Origin of the sequence: Sphingomonas panacis, assembly GCF_001717955.1 — a bacterium.
Taxonomy (GTDB): Bacteria; Pseudomonadota; Alphaproteobacteria; order Sphingomonadales; family Sphingomonadaceae; genus Sphingomonas; species Sphingomonas panacis.
In genome coordinates this window covers 773,713-793,793 of record NZ_CP014168.1, presented here as the reverse complement: position 1 = coordinate 793,793, position 20,081 = coordinate 773,713, and the positions used below count along the sequence as shown (strand labels likewise).

Below are 20,081 nucleotides of genomic sequence, written 5' to 3'. Positions count from 1 at the left end.
GCCGGGCAATATGGAGAGAGCGATGCGAAAGAGCATGATCTTCGCGGCGGCGGCGTTTGGCCTGTCGACCGCAGCGCTGGCGCAGACCGGCACCGGCCAGACCTCACCCAACGGCTATCCCGCGCCGGGCACGACGACGACCTCGCCGACGGTTCCGGCCAATCCGCCGACGCCATCGGGAACGATGTCGACCACGCCAGCGCCGAGCGACACGACCAGCGCGATGCCGGGCGACACCACGACCCCGAGCGCAACCGCCACACCGAGCACGACGCAACCGGCCGATAGTGCGGCTGACGAAACGACGGCCAAGAAGAAACGCCGCTAAGCGAGCTGCCCTTCCAACCCCCGTTCGTCCTGAGCTTGTCGAAGGACGTGTCGCAAGCGAGACGCTTGGGGCACGCACTTCGACTTCGCTCAGTGCGAACGGGAATGGTATCGCGCCTTAACGCCGTAGCCGATCAGTCCGCGAACGGATCGCGCACGAGGATCGTGTCCTCGCGCTCGGGGCTGGTGGAGACCAGCGCCACCGGGCAGCGGATCAGTTCCTCGATGCGGCGGATATATTTGATCGCCTGAGCCGGCAGTTCCGCCCAACTGCGCGCGCCGGCAGTCGTTTCATTCCAGCCCGGCATCGTTTCGTAGATCGGCTCGACGCGAGCCTGATCGGCGGCATGCGCCGGGAAATAATCGAGCGTCGTGTCGCCGAGCTTGTAGCCGGTGCAGATCTTGATCTCGGCGAACCCGTCGAGAACGTCGATCTTGGTGAGCGCGATGCCGGTGATCCCGCCGACCGCAGCGGACTGGCGCAGCAGCACCGCATCGAACCAGCCGCACCGGCGCTTGCGCCCGGTGACGGTGCCGAATTCGTGCCCGCGCTGGCCGATCAACTCGCCGGTTTCGTCGTTGAGCTCGGTCGGGAACGGTCCCGAGCCGACTCGCGTCGTATAGGCCTTGGCGATGCCCAGCACGAAGCCGACCGCACTCGGCCCGAGCCCCGATCCGCCCGCCGCGGTGCCGGAGATCGTGTTCGACGAGGTGACGAACGGATAGGTGCCGTGATCGACATCGAGCAGCACGCCCTGCGCGCCTTCGAACAGGATGCGGCGGCCGCGCTCGCGCGCGGCGTTGAGATCGCGCCATGCCGGGCGTGCGAACGGCAGTACGAACCCGGCGATCTCGCGCAGTTCGGCCAGCAGCGCCTCGCGGTCGATCGGCGGCTCGCCGAAGCCGGCGCGCAGCGCATCGTGGTGCGCGGTCAGCCGGTCGAGCTGCGGGCCGAGATCGTCGAGATGTGCGAGATCGCACACGCGGATCGCGCGACGGCCGACCTTGTCTTCATAGGCCGGGCCGATGCCGCGCCGGGTGGTGCCGATCTTGCCGGCGCCGCTGGCATCCTCGCGAAGCCCGTCGAGATCGCGGTGCAGCGGCAGGATCAGCGCGCAGGTATCGGCGACCATCAGCGTCTCGGGTGAGATCGCCACGCCTTGCCCACGCAATTTCTCAACCTCGGCCTTGAGCGCCCAGGGATCGAGCACCACGCCGTTGCCGATCACGGAAGGGGTGCCGCGCACGATACCCGATGGCAGCAGCGACAATTTATACACCGCCTCGCCGACGACGAGCGTGTGCCCGGCATTGTGCCCGCCCTGGAAGCGCACGACGACGTCGGCGCGCTCCGCCAGCCAGTCGACGATCTTGCCCTTGCCCTCATCGCCCCACTGGGCGCCGATTACCGCTACGTTCGCCAAGGTCCGTCCCACATTGCCGCAAAGCGCGCATCCCTAATGTGCGTCGGCGCGCCGGTCCACGGTTAATGCCGGATCGTTACCGCAAGAGCGAGGCGCGTGGGTAGCTGTGGCGGCGCAGCGGCCAGTCGACCACGCCGCCCGCGAACAGCGCCCACCACACGATCACCGGCTGCATCAGCAGGCGCGGGACATGATACCACAACGTCAGCCCGCCGCGCCCGAGCGTGATATAGTCGATCGCATGCTTCACATTGGCGGGGAACACGCACAGCGCGTAGAGCGCGAGCAGGATGCCGGCGAGCCGGCGCAGCCGCGGCACCAACATGCCGATCGCGCCGGCGATCTCGCACATGCCCGTCACGGCGATCACGGCGCGCGGATCGGGCACCCAATCGGGCGTGATCGCCAGGAACGGTTCGGGGGAGCGCAGATGCAGCACCCCCGCCAGCAGATACGCCGCCGCCAGCACCCAGCGCAGCCCGGTCCGCCAGCGCTCCGCCCGGCGCGAAAGCGGCGTGCCGTTTATAGCGGGAACCAGTTCTGCTTATGGCCGAACTTCATATAGCCCAGGTTGACGCCCTGCCGCCAGCCGACGCCAAGCCGGATCGGGATCAACACCACCTTGCCCCAGCGCATATAGGTCGCGGCGAATCCGCCGACGAAATAGACGCGGCCTTCGGCGGCGGGGAAGCGGTGGTAGAGTTCCTCGCTGTCGTAGAGATTGTAGACCAGCACGAACACCTTGGCGGCATCACCGCCGAGATCGAACCCGACCGATGGCCCGGTCCAGTACACTGGCCGCTGCCCCTCGACCTTGTGGAACATCGTGCCCTTGCCGTAGCGCAAGCCCAGCACGACCGCGGCCGAAGCCTCGCTGCCGGCGATATAGGCGTTGGGCTGGCCCTGTTCCTTGAGCGTGCGTTCGAGAATGCCCGACAGGCCGGCCGCACCCTTGCCGAACGTGCCCTCCGCTGCGCTCAGCAATTCGCCGGGCGTGAACGTGTCACCGCCGCGGCTGGCCGCGGCCTCGGCCTGCTCGCGCGTGTCGAATCCGCCCTGCGCGGATGCGGGTGGTGGTGGCGATTGGGATGGGGGCGACCCCTGCGGCGACTCGCCCGGCGAATCATAGCGCGCGCCCGAACTCGCCGAACTCGAAACCTGCGGATCTGTCTCCGCCGGCACCGGCGAATCGGGATAGCGCGGCGCGGCGGACGCCTGCGCGCGGGGCGGGCCGCTGGGCTGCGCCATCGTCGGCGTAGAGGGCGAGCGCAGATCGCTGTCGATCGTCTCGTTGGGATCGACCGTGCGCACCTGCGCGAGCCCCGGCGCGACCAGCGGGGTGGCCAGCATCGCCAGCGCGGCTGCCGCCATCGAACATTGCACTATCCGTCTGCGCATCGCGCACTCCCCCGACCTTGATCACGAAGCGTAGCGCCCCGAATGCTTTATCCGCAATGAACCAAGCGGCAAGGCGAGTCGAAATCACGCCGAGGCGGCGTGATACATGCGGTTGATCCGCCGGCAAACCGCCGCTATAGCCCCGCTCTGCCGTGCGCCGGAGACGTGGGTGAGTGGCTGAAACCAACGCTTTGCTAAAGCGTCATACGGGAAACCGTATCGAGGGTTCGAATCCCTCCGTCTCCGCCAGTTTTTCCAAAAATTTCCGCAAAATACAGTCACTTAGTGGCTCGCTCGTGATGCCGGCCAACAATAGAACCAACAATCGTTGCAAGCGGAGGTTGGCTGCATCGCGGATCGGGCACATCGTCCGTCGTTCTGCGGCTCGTTGCATTTTGCACCCTTACGGTGCCATGGCGCGGCATCGCATCCACGATAAACTAGGTTTTTGGTGGCAGAAACAGAAGGTGTTGGCGGCCAAACCGGCGTCGACGGTTAGCAGCCGTATTGTTGGTCCGGGTCTACTTACGTGCCCTGTACGGGGTCCCCTATCCGCCTCGGCGCTCGCGGCCGATAATCTGACGCCAAGTGAAGAGGCTCGTCGGATCGATTTCATCCACTTGCTTATTGATCGTGATTATCCGCCACAAAATATTTCCATCGAAACCGTGATTTTGCAGAAGATTGGTGAGAAGGGGCGGAATAACGTCCGTGCTGATGTCGTCGTATTTGATCGCGCTGCAAGCTTGATGGCAGGTGAAAGTTTAGAGAAGCGGCTAACGCGCGCGACATTAGCAGGCCGCTGAAAAAGGGCTTGGCTATCTCGCTGTGAGATGATTCATCGTGACAGGACGCGATGAACGGGGCCGATGGATGCGTGGGACGGACGAACGATCGGGCAAGCTGTTTTCCTACGTCGACCTGGAACAGCGGGTACCGGCGCGCCACCCGCTTCGGGCGATCCGCGGGCCGGTGAACGAGGCGCTGGCGGACATCGGGCCGGAGCTGGAGGCGGTGTATTCGCGGATCGGGCGGCCGTCGATCGCGCCGGAGAAGCTGTTGCGAGCGTTGCTGTTGCAGCTGTTCCACGGGATTCGCTCGGAGCGGCAGATGATGGAGCGGCTGAACTTCGACCTGTCGTTCCGCTGGTTCGTTGGTCTGGGCATCGACGATCCCGCGTGGGACGCGTCGACGTTTTCGAAGAATCGAGAGCGATTACTGGACGGAGAGATCGCGGCGCACTTCCTGTCGGCGATCCTGGCGCGTCCACAGGTGAAGCGCCTGTTGTCGAGTGAGCATTTCTCCGTGGACGGCACGCTGATCGAGGCATGGTGTAGCATGAAGAGCTTTCGTCCCAAGGATGAGGCCGGAGGGGATGAACCGCCCGCCGACGGCCCGGGCGGTCGCAATGGCGAGGTCGACTTCCGCAGCACCAGGCGCAGCAACGATACCCATGCATCGACCACCGATCCGGACGCGCGCCTGTATCGCAAGAGCCCGGGGGCAGGTGCGAAGCTGTGTTACATGGGGCACGTCCTGATGGAGAACCGCAACAGACTGGCGGTCGATGCCGAGACCACGCGAGTAGCCGGCTTTGTGGAGCGGTGACCGCGGTTGCGATGCTCGATGATGTCGATCGCCCGCATGGCAGCCGGATCACGCTGGCGGCCGATCGCGCGTACGACACCCGCGACTTCGTCGCCGAGCTGCGGGATCGTCGGGTGACACCGCACGTCGCCCAGAATGTGAGTGGCCGGCGCTCCGCCATCGACGGCCGCACGACACGGCATCCAGGCTATCGCGCAAGTATCCGCATCCGCAAACGGATCGAAGAGGTGTTCGGCTGGGTGAAGTCTGCGGCTGGACAGGGAAAGACCCGGTTCCGCGGGCTGGCACGGGTGCGCTTCGCCTTCACCCTGACGATCGCCGCCTACAATCTCGTCAGACTTCCCAAGCTGCTGGAGACGGGGTGATGGTCGCGAGCGCCGCCGTCGTCGGCAAATGGCGGATCGTGGAAAGCGCAACATGGTCGCGCGACCATCTCGATCTGTGCGGCCCCGCTTTCTTGAAGATCGACGCCGACGGCACCGGCGAAATGGCGTTTGGGGCGCTCACCGCTTCGGTGGACGGCGGGTTCACCCCTAGCGGGGTCGACTTCGACTGGAATGGTGCCGATGAAGGCGATCAGGTCACCGGCACCGGATGGGCCGATCTGCGCGACGATGGCTGGCTCGAAGGCGAAATCGCCTACGATAATGGCGACGACACCTCCTTCATCGCCAAACCGTGGCCTTTTTCAGCAGCCTGCTAATGGGAAGCACGATTCCGGATTGAAATACAGATTTGCCTTAGGGCGTGTGGGGATTCACAAACAGGGTTGGATGTGATTCACGCTTTGGATGGATCGAGATATTCTGACGGACGCCCAATGGGCGAAGATCGAGCCCCACTGTCTGGGTAAGCGGAGCGATCCGGGACGTAGTGGAAAGGACAACCGCCTTTTTCTGGAGGCGGTGTTGTGGATCGTTCGCACGGGCAGTCCCTGGCGCGATCTTCCGGAGCGGTTCGGCAACTGGAGCACGGCGTTCCGGCGGTTCCGAGACTGGCGGGAAGCCGATGTTTTCAGGCGCATATTCGATGCGCTGTCGGATGAGCCGGATATGGAATATGCCATGGTCGATGCCACGATCGTCAAGGTCCACCGCCACGGGCAGGGCGCAAAAGGGGGACTCAGAGCCAGGCCATTGGCCGCTCCAAAGGTGGCATGACGACCAAGATCCTGGCGCTCACCGACGCGCTGGGCAATCTGGTGCGGTTCAGACTGATGCCGGGCCAGCGCCACGACAGCGTCGAGGTGCCCCCGCTGATCGACGGCATCGCCTTTGATGGCCTGATCGCCGACAAGGCCTTCGACAGCAACGCGCTCGTCGCCGAACTCAACGATCGTGGCGCATCCGTCGTCATCTCGCAGCACCCCGGGCGCGCGCTCAAGCTCAAAATCGACACCGACATCTACACCTGGCGGCACCTCATCGAGAACTTCTTCTGCAAACTGAAAGAGTTTAAGCGCATCGTAAGCGAGGTCTGAAGGCCGCCTTGCGGGCGGGGCTCTCGACGGGCTGATAGCCGCCCTTTGAGCGGGGCGATGATGTCGGACGAGAGCGGGTCAGCGGGCGATGGAGCGAGCAGTCATACGAGCGGTCGTATGAGTAGTCGGATCGAGATTGTCGGCCGGGTGTCAGGGCGGCGGCACTGGACCGTCGAGCAGAAGCTGGCGATCCTGCGCGATGCCTTTGGGCCCGAAGGCTCGGTCCGCGCGGCCATCGAGCGCCATGAGGTCGGCAGCGGCGCGATCTACACCTGGCGCCGCCAGGCGATGTCGGGGGCGCTGACCGGGATCACCAAGCCAGCGGTGCCGAGCTTTGCCGAGGTCCAGATCAGCGAGCCTGCGGTGATGTTGCCGGCGCCGTCGTCGGCCGCGCCGGGTAGCGGGCAGATCGGGATCGAGCTCCCGTCTGGCGTGCGGCTGACAGTTGACGCATCAGTCGATGCCGAGGCGCTATCGCGGGTGATCGGTGTCCTGGCACGATGATCCCGCTTCCCCCGCTGACACGGATATTTCTGGCGTGCGGCGCGACCGATATGCGCAAAGGGTTCGATGGCCTGGCGGTGCTGGTGCAGCAGGCGCTGGAGCAGAGTCCGCATTCCGGCGCGCTGTTCGCGTTCCGGGGCAAGCGCGGCGATCTGGTCAAGCTGCTCTGGTATGATGGCCAGGGGTTGTGCCTGTTCTCCAAGCGCATGGATCGAGGCCGGTTCATCTGGCCGTCGACCCCAACCGGCACGGTAGCGATGACCGCGGCACAACTTTCAATGCTGTTGGAAGGCATCGACTGGCGGCGGCCGGAGCGCACATTCACACCGTCGCTGGCGGGCTAAAAATGCCCGGATTCCTGCGCTTTTTCTGGCTCTGGAACCCACGATCTGATATATATTCGCGGTGTCGGACGCAGCCCTTTCCGCCCCTGATAAAGACGCTCGGATCGCCGAGCTGGAAGCCGCATTGGCGACCGCCCACGCCGATATTACCGCTCGCGATATCCTGATCGATACGTTGCGCGTGCAGCTTGCCCGCCTCAAGCGCATGCAGTTCGGGAAGGCGTCCGAGAAGCTCAACCACGAGATTTCTCAGCTCGAGCTGGCGCTCGAAGAGCTCGAGGCCGAAGCCGCCACGGTGAGCGCGCGGCGCGTCGATCCTGCCACCCTCGATCGGCACGCGCCGGTTCGAGCGCTCCCGGCCCATCTGCCGCGTGAAGAACAGCGGATCGAGCCCGAGCACGGCAACTGCACCTGCCCCGATTGCGGCGGGCTCTTGCGCCCACTGGGTCAGGATAGCGACGAGATGCTCGACGCCGTGCCGGTCCATTGGCGGGTCGTCCGTACCATCCGGCCCAAGTATAGCTGCCGCGCCTGCGAGAAGGTCGTGCAGGCAGCGGCACCCGTAAAGGCTATCGCGCGCGGCAAGGCGACGTTCGGAACGCTCGCCCATGTCGTGGTCGCCAAGTTCGACCATCACCTGCCACTCTACCGCCAGGCGGAGATGATGGCCGCGCAGGGCATCGATATCGATCGCTCGACGCTCGCCGGCTGGGCCGGTCAGGCATCAGCATTGCTCGATCCGATCGTCAGCCGCATCCGCGAGGTCGGGCTCACCGCAACCAAGATCCATACCGACGACACGCCCGTGCCGATGCTCGATCCCGGGCGCGGCAAGACCGCGACCGGCAGGATCTGGGCCTATGTCGTCGACGATCGCGCCTCGGGCGCCACCACGCCGCCGCTGGTCTGGTATAAGTTCACTCAGGATCGCACCGGCAGTCATCCCCAACAGCAGCTCGCCAGCTTTACCGGGTTCCTGCAGGCCGACGGCTATGCCGGTTACGACAAGCTCTACAGCACCAACCGCGTCACCGAGGTCGCCTGCTGGGCGCATTTCCGGCGCAAGATTTTCGATATCCACGCGACCAAGCCGACGTCGCTCACCACCGACCTGCTGGCCCGTATCACCAACCTCTATCGGATCGAGGACGAGATCCGCGGCCACCCGCCAGACGTTCGTCGACGAGGCCGGCTGGAACGAACCGCACCCTTGGTCGAGGCGTTGCGCATCGCGCTCGACGACGCCTTGCGACGCCTCTCGCCAAAGTCCGAGATGGCCAAGGCGATCGCCTATGGCCGCAAGCGCTGGACCGCGCTCACGCGGTTCCTCGACGACGGCCGGCTGGAGATCGACAACAACATCGCCGAACGTGCGATCCGCAGCATCGCGATCGGCCGCAAGAACTGGCTGTTCGCCGGATCGAAGGCTGGCGGCGAACGCGCTGCCGCGATCTACACGGTCATCGAGACCTGCAAGCTCAACGGTGTCGAGCCGCAGGCCTATATAGCCGACGTCATCGCCAAAATCGCCGGCAACTGGCCTGCCGCGCGCTGGGACGAACTCATGCCGTGGAACTGGCGCCCAGACTTTCAGGCGATCGCCGAAGCCGCATAAGCAATGTCGCAATTCGCCATACACGACCACTAAAAGCAGGTGTGGCCGCCCCGTAAGCAACCGTTGACATTCGACATACTGATCGCTTCTTTTGCACGATGGTCGACGCTTCTGATGTTGCCTTTGTTGCGCCTTGGCGCCCCCTTGAACATGACGTCGAGCGGGAGGGTTTGCCGCGCCAGTTGGCAAAGGAGCTGTCGCCGGATCATCCACTTTGGTCTGCAGGGTGCGAAGTGATCGGCCGTGCTGACAGCAACGACGACATTCTGACTGTTTGCAAGGATGGCCGCTTCGCTATCGTTCATCTCACCTGGGGCCAAGGCCCCGGCAACGCCGAATACCCACACACAGTGATTTACAACAGCGCCAACGAGTTAAACGATGCCCTCTGGCGGGACGCCGTTTGGCAAGGCTTCGTGGACGACTTTGATCCGAACGATCCGAGGCTTCAGGTCAGCGCGTGACAGCCGTAGTCCAAGGCAGTTCTTAGCGATCTCCAGCAACGGCCGGACGGTCGCAACCACCAACTATCACCGTTCCGCGGCCTTCAGGCCACGCTTACAGCGCATCGCCATGCGTGCTTGCAAAACCGACCGCAGCTTCGAGGCCATGATCTACCTTGCCGCTGCCGTCATCAATTCACGATGAATCCCCACACACCCTAGTCTCCCAATTGCGGCGCCACGACTTTCCCGGCCCTCATGACGAAGGAAACCTTTTCCATGGCTTGGATATCACGCGTCGGATCCTGATCGACCGCTATGATGTCTGCTGCCTTGCCCGGGGCGATTGAGCCGATCTCTTTCTCCATGTGCAACGCGGCCGCAGCGTTGATCGTCGCGGCCATCAGCACCTCGCTGGGTGTGAGGCCTGCATCAACCAAGGCGGAAAACTCCAGGCTCTCCCGATCGGCGTAGAGCGGCATCAGATCGGTGCCATAGAGGATCCGCACACCAATTCTCTTCGCTGCGCCAACGCTCGCACGCGCCTCGCCATAATAGTCGCGCGTAATCCCAAGCCGTTTCAGGATCGGAGCGAAATACCGGTAGGTGTCCAGCGTGGGGGTGAAGCTCAGGCCCTTTCGCTTCATCGCCAGGAGAACAGCGTCGCTTTGCGGTCCATGTTCTATGGTGTCGGCCCCCGCATTGACTGCCAACAATGTCTCGCGGTCCACGCCAGACGTGTGCACGGCAACGGTCCGGCCAAGCTGATGCGCCGTCTCCACGATCGCGTTGACCTCATCCTGCGATTCGATGGTCTGAATCCTCGGATCGAGCGCGGCCGTATCGGCAAGCCGCAGCTTGATGACGTCCGCGCCGCGCTGAACCTCCTCGCGGACGGCCCGACGGCAGTCCTCGACGCCGCTGCAAGCCCCGCGGTTGCCGACGAGGGCAACCGCGTCATGCGTCAGGTGAAAGACGTCGTTTGACAGCGCACCACCCGGCAAGGTGAACTGCGGCTCCGAGACGAGCATTCTTGGCCCTTCCACCTTACCGCTCGCGATCGCGTCCCGCAGATCGTACGTCACGCTGGCCGGGTCGCCGACATTCCTGATCGTGGTGAAACCTCGCAACAGAATTTGCCGAACGACCGGAATCGCCTTCAGCGCCGTGATCGACTGTCTCTGCAAGCTCAGGTTGGTGACCCATTGGGATGGTGCCGTCTCGTCGATTTTCTCCATACCCACGACATGGGTGTGCATGTCGATGAGCCCTGGCAGCACGTAGCGCTTCGAAAGGTCGATGATCCGGTCACCGGGGATGAAGCCATCCACGATCGACGTGATTCGCCCATTATCGATCACGATCGACTGGTTTGTCTTTGCCGGCGAGCCCGGTGTCGCGATCAGGGTCCCTGCGTGGATAACAACGGTTTGGGCTTCGGCTATCCCGCAACCGGTCATCAGCACGAGACCGATCAGACTTCGGCGAAGCAGCCGTTTCGTTTTGGAGACCATATTCCACCTTTGATCCATGCGAAGTCAGCCGTCACGTTTCGTGACAAGCCTTCACCGGCTCAGAAATTCTTCGACAGCACCAGACCGATCGTGCGGGGCTGAAGCAGCGATGCGGTCGCATAAGGACCGTACACATATCCGCCCGTATAGCCCCGCTTGTCGGTGACGTTGCGCACGAAAAGGCTTGCTTCGAAGCCGCTCTTATCCACGCCGGCACGCAAGTCGATCGTCTCGTATTTCGGCAGCACATAGCGGGTGCCGCCCGTCCCGGCGAACTCGCCCAGGCGCCTACCGACATAGCGGTAACTGGCGCCGAAGAAAGGTTTCCATCCGTTAGCCAGTTCAAAGCGATACTCGCCACCAATCTGACCTGTCCACTTGGCGGAACTGGGCAGCCGATCGCCCGCGATGGCCGGACCGACGGTATTGCGGAAAGTGGCGTCGGTGTAGGCAATGTTGGCATCGAACGTCAGCCCGGAGACGGGAGCGACCGTGAAGGCCGCCTCGATGCCTTTGCTGCGGGCCTTGCCGGCATTGCCGACGAAGCTCAGAGGCGTCCCACCCGGCCCAATTTTGCTCTGCTGAACCTGAATGTCATCCCAATCGATCAGAAACGCATCCAGGTCGAAGGTCACAAGGCGATCGAGCAGCGTGCCCTTGGTCCCGACCTCATAGCTGAGGACAGTATCAGGCTTGTACGTGGCCGGATCACTGGTGGTGATGTTCGGACCGCCGGGGCGGTAGCCCGATGCGACCCGCCCATAGACCAGAATGTTTGGCGTGACCTTGTAGCTCGGGTTCACCGAGAAGGTGAGCTTGTGATCGGACGCGCTGCCACTGTTGGTGGAGTTGCCCAGGAGGATGCCGCTGAGTGTCTGGCCACTGCTCAGGCGAATGTCGCTGTACCGCAAGCCGCCGGAAAGGCTGAGCTTGGACGTGAAGTTCAACGTCACGTTCCCGAAGCCCGCAATCTCGCGGTAGGTGGCATCGACATCGCCGTTGCCAAGCGGCGGCAGACCAACGCCCGCTGCCGACCCACCTGTCTGCCGGTACAACGGGTTGACCAGTGCAAGAGTATTGGCTTTCTCTCGGGTGTAGAAGCCGCCGATCTGCCACGCGAAAAAGCCCTGTGTGGTCGACTGGAAACGCACTTCCTGAGTCAGCTTTTTCGTCCTGAAGGGCTGAAAGATGGAAGCGCCGAGCGTTCCGCTGGGCTGACCACTGATGGAGTCGAGCAGCCCACCGATGAGTCGGGTGTAGTCGATGTAGGTCCCGCTCTTCTGGATGCCGTAGCTCGTATCGGAAATGACGTCGAAGCCATTCAGGTGCGCGTTGATCGAAAGATCATAGAGCGTGAATCGCTGAGTGAGCGCCGCTGCGCCGCGAGGGCGAGACACCTGCAAATCACCGTAGAGGGGGCGACCTGCAAGATCGGTGTCGATGGTGGTGACGCTGTCGGCGTTAACTGCCTGATACAGGGCAGATCCGATGATCGTGACGTTCTCGACCGGGCGCACTGCGAGAGCGACCCGGCCGCCCCGGGTACGGGTCTCGTTCTCGTTCGATTTGCCGGTCAGGATATTGTCGATGAAGCCTGGGTCGATCCGGTAGAAGCCACTCGCCGATAGCGCGATGTTTTCGCCCAGCGGCGCGTTGATGCGGCCCCGCGCGCCGCCCCCGAGCCCGCCATGGTCGGCACCGGTGAAGGCGAGCTCGGCACGACCGGAGAGCGTATCGAAGTCGGGCTTGCGGGTGACGAACTTGAGGAGACCGCCAAGACTTGCTGCGCCATACAGCGTGCCTTGCGGGCCGCGCAGGAACTCGATCCTCTCGAGATCAGCCGGATCGAAGTCCGGGAAGCTCCCGCCGGCACCCAATTGGGTCGCGGACGTGATCGGGGCGTCGTCTACGTAGACAGCGGCGACGGGGTTCCCGCCGGAGCCTGTCGATATGCCGCGGAAGATGATCTGCGTCTGGACGCCAGCGCCCGTGTTGTTCGATATCGTGACGCCGGGGACACTGGCAGCATAGTCTTCCAGCCGCACAGCCCCGGCGCGCGTCAGCGTGCTCGCCCGAATCGCGCTCACCGGCACCGGGATGTCGATCAGGCGCTCGCTTCGCTTTGTCGCGGTGACGACGATATCTTGCGTCCCGGTGGGATCGGGGGAATTCGTCGCCATTGGAGCGGGATCACTGGCACGCACCTGTGGGCCTTCGGCCAGCGTGATGGTCGTGCCGCTGTCTGCGACGACACGCAGGCGGGTATTCTTCAAGAGCTGCTGCAACGCGGCCCGCACGTCATAGCTCCCGTGCAGCGCGGGGGTCGTCACACCGCGCAAAATCTTGCCCGGAGCGGTGATCTGTACTCGCGCCTGCCTTGCAAATATCGGGATCGAGGTCGTGGCCGGTTGCTTTGCGATGTCGAACCGCTGCTCCTGGGCCTGTGCGGCGGCCGATGCCGTGAATGCCGCCGCGGCGGCGCTCGCATACGCCATGTGGCGCAACCTCGTCGAGACCATAGAATACCCCCATTTAGTGTGCGCATCTTTGCGCATCAGGGGTATGTTGCCCGGCGCTGCCGTAAACCGCCAAGCCGGATAAAAAAAGTTTCTACGGCTTGATGCGCACGGCGTGAGGATAGTTCTGGACCCGCATGCCAAGGCTCAGCGCGGCCGATTGGGCAAAGCCACGCGGATCCCTCGAGTCAAAAAGTCCGGTAATCGTTTGCTGACCGACAGAGGGGTCGGACACCTCGATCGAAATATTACTGTAGCGTGCGAACTCCCGGGCCGCATCGGCGAGAGTTTCGTCCTCGAACGCAAGCAGTCCGTTGCGCCATTCCAATGCGTGGTCCACCGTGTCCTGAGACAAAGGAGTCACGGTATCTTCTGTGCCAGAGGCAGCGATCATGCGCTGGTTTGCCGTCAGATGTATGGCTTTCCCGCTTTGTGTTGTGCGATCCGTAAGGCTTACGTCTCCTGACTGCACCAGCACCTGAAGGGGCATGTCCTGGGTTTTTCTAACGGCGAAACTGCCACCCGTACTGCTGGCTACGCTCGCGCCGGTGTCCACCAACACGCTCGCTCCGCGTCCGCTAACGACCTCAAACAGCGCTTCTCCGTGCTCGAGCACGACATCATGCGACCGACCTCGTGTTTTCACCAGCACGCGACTGTCGGTGTTCAGCGTCATCCGCGCCGCTTCGCCCAGTTGAATGACACGCGTCTCGCCAAGCGCAGTGGCGTATGCCTTGGTGGAGCCGATGGGGGTCAGACCAAATGCAACGAGCCCAACGGCCGCCATTGCGGCAGCCGATCCGCCGAGCGCCATGAAACGGCGTCTAGTCGGCATTAGAGGCCCATCATTGGCGTCCGGCTCTTCTCCGCCAACCGGAAGGCTGTCGGTAGGCCGATGTCGATCGCTGTCGAACGTGCCGACGGCTGCCGCTCTGCGCGAATGGATCAGCCCCGCTTGCGCCCGCGCAAGCGCCCCCCGATGCCGGATGTCCCGTTGCAGCCAAGCCTCGGCTTCAGCGAGATCGGCGCCGGACAGCGATCCAGCATCGAAGCTCACGGCCAGCTCGGCGGCTCGCCGGCTGATGTCGATGCTTGCCTCACGCTCGTTCGTCATGGTTGGCTTTACAAGTTTCGGACTGGAACGGTGTTGCGTGATCAGATGCGTTTCCGCCTCGCCCCAGCAACATCATGAACTGCTCTAGAGCGCGTGCGTGACGTTTTTGCACCGCATTTTCGCTCAGCCCCAATCTGTGGGCAATCTTTGCATAAGGAAGTCCTTCGACAGCACGAAGGAGGAACACCGATCTTGCAGGTTCATCGAGGCTTGCGATCGCTGATGCAAGCAGGTGCAACTGCTGGCGATCGGAGACTTGCGTTTCCGGGCTCGGATCATCTGCGGCGAAGTGGGTCTGAGCCATCTCCTCGAGAGATCGAATGGCGACGATGCGCGCCCGTCGAAGGTGCATCAGGACGACATTCCTGGCGAGGCCTATCATGTACGACCGGGGGCTGCGAATATCGTCGAACGACGCCATTTCGATCAGGCGACCATAGACCTCCTGCACAACATCCTCCTCGTCGATACCCGGAGGGAGAAGCTGGCGCCCCAAGAAACGACGCATCGCGGGCTCATGTGGGAGAATGTTTATGGCGATCCACGCGTTCCTGCCGTGCAGGTCCAGGCTCATCGGGCTTTGACGTGAAAACGGAGGCTCAAAGGATCAGCAAAGCTCGTGCTTTGCGCGCTCGGGTCCGGATCGGCGAGCCGAACAGTCTCCCTACGCGCGCCCGGATCCCATGGCTGGTCCGCGAAACCCAGGCAGGCTGATCTTCTAGTCCACTCCATCTCTGCGCACCACCTTGCCGCGTAAGGCATATTGCTTAGAATCTTGAGGGCGTAAACGAATATACGATCGGGCTAGAATACGCCACGCTGCCTATGTGAGATCGCGCATCGAATATCTCGGAGAGGCTCAGCACTCGACAACGTTCACGGCCAGTCCGCCGAGGCTGGTTTCCTTGTAGCGGCTTTGCATATCCTCGCCGGTCTGGCGCATCGTCTCGATGACGGCATCGAGACTGACGACGTGCCGGCCATCGCCCTGCAATGCCAGATAGGCGGCGTTGATGGCCTTGACCGCGCCCATGGTGTTGCGCTCGATGCAGGGGATCTGAACCAGACCGCCGATAGGATTGCAGGTCAGTCCCAGGTTATGCTCCATGCCGATCTCGGCCGCATTTTCGATCTGGGCGTTCGTACCCCCGAGCACTGCGGCAAGGCCTGCCGCGGCCATCGAGCAGGCGACGCCGACTTCGCCCTGGCATCCCATTTCCGCCGCCGAGATCGAGGCGCGCTTCTTATAGAGAAAGCCGATCGCCGATGCGGTGAGCAGGAAATTTCGCACGCCGGGTGCGTCGGCGCCGGGTACGAAGTCGCGATAGTAGCGGATGACCGCCGGAATCACGCCGGCGGCGCCATTGGTGGGAGCAGTCACCACTCGTCCTCCCGCAGCATTCTCCTCGTTCACGGCTAGCGCGAACAGACTGACCCATTCGAACACGCGGGCATATTGCTGCTCGCGCGGTTGGCCGCGTAGCCTGGCGTGAATGGCGCGAGCACGGCGCTTCACCCTCAGGCCACCCGGCAGGATGCCTTCCTCACCCATGCCGCGCTCAATCGAGGTCATCATCGCTTGGGCGATTCGGTCGAGCAAAGTCTCGGTTTCAGCTCGCGGCCTCCACGCGCCTTCGTTGCGCGCGACGATCTCGCCGATCGAGAGACCGGTTTCCTCGCCCACTGCGAGCAACTCCGCACCGGACGAGAAAGGATGGATCTGGACAATGTTATGTCCGAGCGGCTGCGGAAGTTCACCGAACGCGACGATCGCGCCGCCGCCGATCGAATGGTACTCGCGCGCAATCTCGCTGCCGTCTGCAAGCCTGGCGGTGAAACGGATCGCGTTCGAGTGCCCTTCCAGGAACTCGCCTTTTCGAAACAGCAGGTCGCGAGCTTCAATGAACGGCACTGGCCCGCAAACCGTGCCGATCTCTTCGCTGGCGCGGATCGCAGCGACGATCCCCTGGAGCGCGGCGGGATCGACCTCTTCCGGAGTCTCGCCCGACAGGCCGAGCAGAACCGCGATGTCGGTAGCATGTCCGTGCCCGGTCAGCGCAAGGCTGCCGAACAACTCGGCCCGGATGGCCACCACCGGCTTGGCGACCTTCGCCACCTCGTCCATGAACGCACGGGCGGCGCGCATCGGCCCCACCGTGTGCGAACTCGACGGCCCAATGCCGATCGTGAACAACTCAGCCACACTGATCGCGACGTTGCTGTCGACGGTTCGAGTCAATTTCCGGGCGGCGGAGGATAGGACGTCCACAGGTGCTCAGTCTCCAAGTGCTTTGGACGGGCCGGCGATCGATCGGGGTTGATGCCCTGCTTCGATCATGATCGCCGCCCGCCGGTGCTTCGCCCGCTCATCGGCCAACGCTTGATCAACGTCCCGGCGACCGCCTGTGCGGGACGCATTCGCGCCAAGACAGAGCGCCGCTTGCACAAGGTTACATCCGTTCTTCTGGAAGAAAGCTTTCGATCGTCGATGCAAGATCGACATCGCGAGCCGAGACCTTGTTCCCCGCATCATGCGTCGTCAGCCATATCTGCAGGCGATTGTATACGTTGAGCCACTCCGGATGATGCCCAACCTTTTCGGCCTCGATTGCTATTCGTGCCATGGTGCCGAACGCTTCTGCGAAATCGGCGAATTCCGCATATCGATAGAGAGCATCTTTTGCCTCGTCGAAGCTCCAGGCGGGCAGCTTCGCAAGGGCATCGTGTCGTTCATTTGAAGTCAGGGCTGCAACCATATCGGGGTCATCCATTATGCGTCACCGGGATCAAGGCTCCGGAAATAGCTCGTGATCCTGGCCGAGCGAGGAAGCTGATCGCGTCCGCAACGGACGCGGGGCTTGTCCACGTCGCGGGATCGGCTTCAGGCATATCGGCGCGATTGCGTGGCGTGTCGATGATCGACGGCAACACCGCGTTGGCGCGAATCCCGCGAGGAGCGATCTCCTGCGCAAGCGCCTCGATAAGCCTTCCAACACCAGATTTGGCAGCGCCATAGGCCGCCATCCCGACACCCGCCGGTTGCGCCGAAGCGGCGCCCACTGCGACGATCGACGCGCCCGCGCGCATCGAAGGGAGGCACGCCTTGACGGTCACAAGGGTTGTCTCGACGTTCGCGGTATAGAGCGCGCGCCAGTCAGCGACGCTGCTATCTTCGACCTTCTTCCAGTCGAAGGCACCTGCGACATGAACGAGAGCATCGATCCCGCCCATCCAGGCCAAAGCCTTGTCCACGGCCGAGTTGGTCGCATGCTCGTCGGCGAGATCAGGACACGCGAACCATGCTGCCCCGTCGGCGTCGATTCCCTCACGCCCTATCGCGATGCAGGACACCGTCGCCCCCTCTTTGAGGAAGGCGTCTCGCACAGCCTCGCCCAACACGCCTGCTGCACCGGAGACGATCACTTTCATTCTTCTGATCCTGAAACTGCCGGCACATTGCCGGTCTTGATCCATCCCTCTTCGACGCACACTGGCCAGGCGGTGAGCCTCTGTCCGAGACAAGGACCGCCGACGCAGAGCCCTTCGTCGAGCGTGAAAAGTGCCCCATGCCAGTTGCAGGCGATCAGGCTTCCATCGGGCGTTAGGTAATCATCGAGGACCCGCGCGAGCGGCACACCGGCATGTGGACAGCGATCGACATAGCCGTACATCATCCCGTGTCGCCGAACGACGAAGCCGTGGAAGCGGCCACTGCGGGTCTGCACGACAAAGTTCCGCGCCCGACCTTCGGCAATCTCCTCCGTCCTGCAAAGCTTCACGTTGGGCGGCGTGGCCGCGAGACGGACCTCGTTCACGGGCGGTCGGCGTCGGGCTGCCGATCCGGATGGGCAGCGATGAAGGCGGGAAGCGCCCGCGCCGCTTCGCCCACCGCCACCAACGCCGCATAGGGAGACAGATCGACGCCGAAACGCTCGGCAGAATAGAGCTGGGGCACCAAGGTGCAGTCGGCGAGCGTCGGCGCGGCACCGAAGCTAAATCCTTCTCCGTGCCGCCTGACGAGCTGCTCCAGAGCGGAGAACCCTTCCGTGATCCATCCGGCGATCCAGCGCGCGATCGTGTCCGCGTCGGCACCGAACGTGCCGCGCAACTTGTCGAGCACGCGCAGATTGTTGAGCGGATGAGTGTCGCAGGCGACAATGGCTACCATCGATCGGACGATCGCGCGGGCGTTGATATCGGTGGGTAGCAACGCAGGCCGTGGATGCCGATCCTCAAGCCATTCGAGGATTGCAGGGCTCTGTATGAAAGCGTGACCCTCGCCGATCAGAGCTGGAACAAGGCGATGTGGCGCGATTGCGCGATACTCGGCCGCATGCTGCGCGCCGGTTCGCAGGTCGTGATTGATCTGATCGTAGGCCAATCCCTTGAGATTGAGCGCGATCCGCACGCGGTACGCCGCACTTGATCGCCAATAGCCATGTAGGATGAGGTTCGCGCTCATATCGCTGGCAGCACGATTGCTCTGCATTCTCCGAAGCCGATCGAGACGAATCCCTCCGCTTGCGCCGTTGCGGTCAGCAGGATTTCGTCGCCATCCTCGAGGAAGGTGCGCGCTTCGCCAGATGGCAAGGTGATCGGCGTCTTCCCGCCATTGCTGATCTCAAGCAGGCTACCGTAGCCATCCGCCGTGGGAGCGGAGATCGTGCCCGTCCCTAGCAGGTCGCCCGGGTTCAAATTGCAGCCATTGGAGGCGTGATGGGTCACGATCTGGGCCGGGGTCCAGTACATGTTTGACGCCGGCCCTCCGCTCAGACGGTGTGGCGGCTGGCCGGCCTCGCGCATCTTTGCGGTGGAGATGCGTGCAGACAAGGTAATCGCCAATGCGCCGCCCGCCTGATCGGCGAGATCGAACAGGTAAGGCAGAGGCGCGGGATCGCCGGCTGGGCGCGCGGGCTGGGCAATCCGAAATGGCGCGAGCGCCTCGGCGGTGATGATCCACGGCGAGATCGTAGACTGGAAGTTTTTGGCGAGGAAGGGACCAAGCGGCTGATACTCCCAGGCCTGGAAGTCTCGCGCGGACCAGTCGTTGAGCAGGCAAAAGCCCGTAATATGGCGGCCTGCATCGGCGATCGGAATCGGTTCGCCAAGGGCGTTGCCTTGTCCGATCCATATTCCCAGTTCGACTTCATAGTCGAGCCTGGTGCTAGGCCCCACGATCGGAGTGTCCCCGTCGGGCGCCTTACGCTGGCCCTTGGGGCGGACCAGCGGCACGCCGGAGGGGCGGATCGAGGACGCACGCCCGTGATAGCCGATCGGCACATATTTGTAGTTCGGCAGCAGCGGGTTGTCCGGCCTGAACTGCGCGCCGACATTGCGCGCGTGATGGATGCCGACGTAAAAGTCGGTGTAGTCGCCAATCGCCGCCGGGAGGTGGAGGTCGCAGGCTTCAGCCGGCATGAGATGCGGTGTGGCATGGGCGCGGTGCTGGTCGTTCGTCAACACATCGAACACGGCGTGCCGCAGCGCCAGGCGCTGCGATGGCGGCGCTGCCATCAGCGTGTTGAGACTGGAACCCGTCAGCTGGCTTGCATTCACCCCGGGCAAGAGCCGAGCCCGCGCCGCTCCTGCAAGGTCGAGGATAGAATCGCCGATCGCGACGCCAAGCTGCCGCGCTCCGCCCGCCCGGCTGAACACGCCGAACGGCAGGTTCTGGACTGGGAAGTCGGAATGGCCGTTGGCGCTTGCGACCCAGCTGGTCGCTGAGGGCTTGTGGGTGTGATCGATCTGCGGGAGGCTCATCGGGGTAGTTGCGCTTTCTGAAATGGGACCGCCA

At 63.4% G+C, this 20,081-nt stretch carries 20 protein-coding genes, 1 tRNA gene and 2 pseudogenes; 10 read left to right on the top strand and 13 right to left on the bottom strand.

Translation table 11 applies throughout. The features are described 5' to 3' along the window. Positions 1-22: 22 nt before the first annotated feature. Complete coding sequence (locus J0A91_RS03685) at positions 23-328, top strand: hypothetical protein (protein ID WP_150126817.1); 306 nt, start codon at positions 23-25, stop codon at positions 326-328. Positions 329-461: 133 nt separating this feature from the next. On the opposite strand, the gene J0A91_RS03680 is transcribed toward J0A91_RS03685, so the two are convergent. From J0A91_RS03680 to J0A91_RS03670, 3 genes are all read right to left on the bottom strand, one after another. Then, positions 462-1,751 carry an adenylosuccinate synthase gene (locus tag J0A91_RS03680; RefSeq protein ID WP_069203782.1) on the bottom strand — a complete coding sequence of 430 codons (1,290 nt, stop codon included), beginning with the start codon at positions 1,749-1,751 and terminating at the stop codon, positions 462-464. A 76-nt stretch (positions 1,752-1,827) separates the two neighbouring features. Beyond that, positions 1,828-2,229 carry a DoxX family protein gene (locus tag J0A91_RS03675; RefSeq protein WP_240502271.1) on the bottom strand — a complete coding sequence of 134 codons (402 nt, stop codon included), beginning with the start codon at positions 2,227-2,229 and terminating at the stop codon, positions 1,828-1,830. A gap of 44 nt (positions 2,230-2,273) precedes the next feature. Next, positions 2,274-3,149 (bottom strand): DUF1134 domain-containing protein, encoded by an 876-nt coding sequence (locus J0A91_RS03670; protein WP_069203780.1) that lies wholly within the window; start codon positions 3,147-3,149, stop codon positions 2,274-2,276. A 159-nt stretch (positions 3,150-3,308) separates the two neighbouring features. Here J0A91_RS03670 and J0A91_RS03665 point away from each other — a divergent pair. The 9 genes and pseudogenes from J0A91_RS03665 (at position 3,309) to J0A91_RS03620 (ending at position 9,164) form a co-directional block, all read left to right on the top strand. Beyond that, a tRNA-Ser gene (locus J0A91_RS03665) sits at positions 3,309-3,398 on the top strand. 50 nt (positions 3,399-3,448) lie between these two features. Then, positions 3,449-3,955, top strand: coding sequence for a type I restriction enzyme HsdR N-terminal domain-containing protein (locus tag J0A91_RS03660; protein ID WP_150126816.1), 507 nt, complete (start codon positions 3,449-3,451; stop codon positions 3,953-3,955). 67 nt (positions 3,956-4,022) lie between these two features. Further along, positions 4,023-5,122 (top strand): annotated as a pseudogene (locus tag J0A91_RS03655) (IS5 family transposase). Continuing rightward, complete coding sequence (locus tag J0A91_RS03650; RefSeq protein WP_069203779.1) at positions 5,122-5,460, top strand: hypothetical protein; 339 nt, start codon at positions 5,122-5,124, stop codon at positions 5,458-5,460. Before J0A91_RS03655 ends, J0A91_RS03650 begins: the two are co-directional and overlap by 1 nt. A gap of 88 nt (positions 5,461-5,548) precedes the next feature. Further along, positions 5,549-6,228: pseudogene (locus J0A91_RS24775) on the top strand (IS5 family transposase); the annotation flags it as partial. 126 nt (positions 6,229-6,354) lie between these two features. Beyond that, entirely contained in the window at positions 6,355-6,741 is a 387-nt protein-coding gene (gene tnpA, locus J0A91_RS03635; protein WP_069203776.1) for an IS66-like element accessory protein TnpA, read from the top strand. Beyond that, the gene (gene tnpB / locus J0A91_RS03630; RefSeq protein ID WP_069203775.1) at positions 6,738-7,085 is read left to right on the top strand and encodes an IS66 family insertion sequence element accessory protein TnpB; all 348 of its coding nucleotides are present in this window, start codon (positions 6,738-6,740) and stop codon (positions 7,083-7,085) included. The genes tnpA and tnpB overlap by 4 nt, the downstream gene beginning before the upstream one ends. A gap of 61 nt (positions 7,086-7,146) precedes the next feature. Beyond that, entirely contained in the window at positions 7,147-8,700 is a 1,554-nt protein-coding gene (gene tnpC, locus J0A91_RS03625; RefSeq protein ID WP_083224481.1) for an IS66 family transposase, read from the top strand. A 98-nt stretch (positions 8,701-8,798) separates the two neighbouring features. Further along, positions 8,799-9,164: a hypothetical protein gene (locus J0A91_RS03620; protein ID WP_069203773.1), complete on the top strand. Its 366-nt coding sequence runs from the start codon at positions 8,799-8,801 to the stop codon at positions 9,162-9,164. A gap of 197 nt (positions 9,165-9,361) precedes the next feature. Here the strand turns inward: J0A91_RS03620 and J0A91_RS03615 are convergent, their stop codons facing one another. From J0A91_RS03615 to fahA, 10 genes are all read right to left on the bottom strand, one after another. Continuing rightward, positions 9,362-10,657, bottom strand: coding sequence for a metal-dependent hydrolase family protein (locus J0A91_RS03615; protein ID WP_169833074.1), 1,296 nt, complete (start codon positions 10,655-10,657; stop codon positions 9,362-9,364). A gap of 59 nt (positions 10,658-10,716) precedes the next feature. Continuing rightward, entirely contained in the window at positions 10,717-13,152 is a 2,436-nt protein-coding gene (locus J0A91_RS03610; RefSeq protein ID WP_169833073.1) for a TonB-dependent receptor, read from the bottom strand. Between the two features lie 115 nt (positions 13,153-13,267). Beyond that, positions 13,268-14,287 carry a FecR family protein gene (locus tag J0A91_RS03605; RefSeq protein WP_069203771.1) on the bottom strand — a complete coding sequence of 340 codons (1,020 nt, stop codon included), beginning with the start codon at positions 14,285-14,287 and terminating at the stop codon, positions 13,268-13,270. Next, the gene (locus J0A91_RS03600) at positions 14,271-14,795 is read right to left on the bottom strand and encodes an RNA polymerase sigma factor (protein ID WP_169833072.1); all 525 of its coding nucleotides are present in this window, start codon (positions 14,793-14,795) and stop codon (positions 14,271-14,273) included. The genes J0A91_RS03605 and J0A91_RS03600 overlap by 17 nt, the downstream gene beginning before the upstream one ends. A 351-nt stretch (positions 14,796-15,146) precedes the next feature. Continuing rightward, positions 15,147-16,526 carry an L-serine ammonia-lyase gene (locus tag J0A91_RS03595; protein ID WP_069203769.1) on the bottom strand — a complete coding sequence of 460 codons (1,380 nt, stop codon included), beginning with the start codon at positions 16,524-16,526 and terminating at the stop codon, positions 15,147-15,149. 211 nt (positions 16,527-16,737) lie between these two features. After that, positions 16,738-17,058 carry a 4a-hydroxytetrahydrobiopterin dehydratase gene (locus J0A91_RS03590; RefSeq protein WP_338056959.1) on the bottom strand — a complete coding sequence of 107 codons (321 nt, stop codon included), beginning with the start codon at positions 17,056-17,058 and terminating at the stop codon, positions 16,738-16,740. After that, on the bottom strand, positions 17,051-17,716 hold the full coding sequence (locus J0A91_RS03585) for an SDR family oxidoreductase (protein ID WP_069203768.1): 666 nt from the start codon (positions 17,714-17,716) through the stop codon (positions 17,051-17,053). Before J0A91_RS03585 ends, J0A91_RS03590 begins: the two co-directional genes overlap by 8 nt. Then, entirely contained in the window at positions 17,713-18,102 is a 390-nt protein-coding gene (locus J0A91_RS03580; RefSeq protein ID WP_069203767.1) for a Rieske (2Fe-2S) protein, read from the bottom strand. The genes J0A91_RS03585 and J0A91_RS03580 overlap by 4 nt, the downstream gene beginning before the upstream one ends. Beyond that, positions 18,099-18,749 carry a maleylacetoacetate isomerase gene (gene maiA, locus J0A91_RS03575; protein ID WP_069203766.1) on the bottom strand — a complete coding sequence of 217 codons (651 nt, stop codon included), beginning with the start codon at positions 18,747-18,749 and terminating at the stop codon, positions 18,099-18,101. Before maiA ends, J0A91_RS03580 begins: the two co-directional genes overlap by 4 nt. After that, complete coding sequence (fahA, locus tag J0A91_RS03570) at positions 18,746-20,047, bottom strand: fumarylacetoacetase (protein ID WP_069203765.1); 1,302 nt, start codon at positions 20,045-20,047, stop codon at positions 18,746-18,748. Before fahA ends, maiA begins: the two co-directional genes overlap by 4 nt. Positions 20,048-20,081 lie beyond the last annotated feature (34 nt).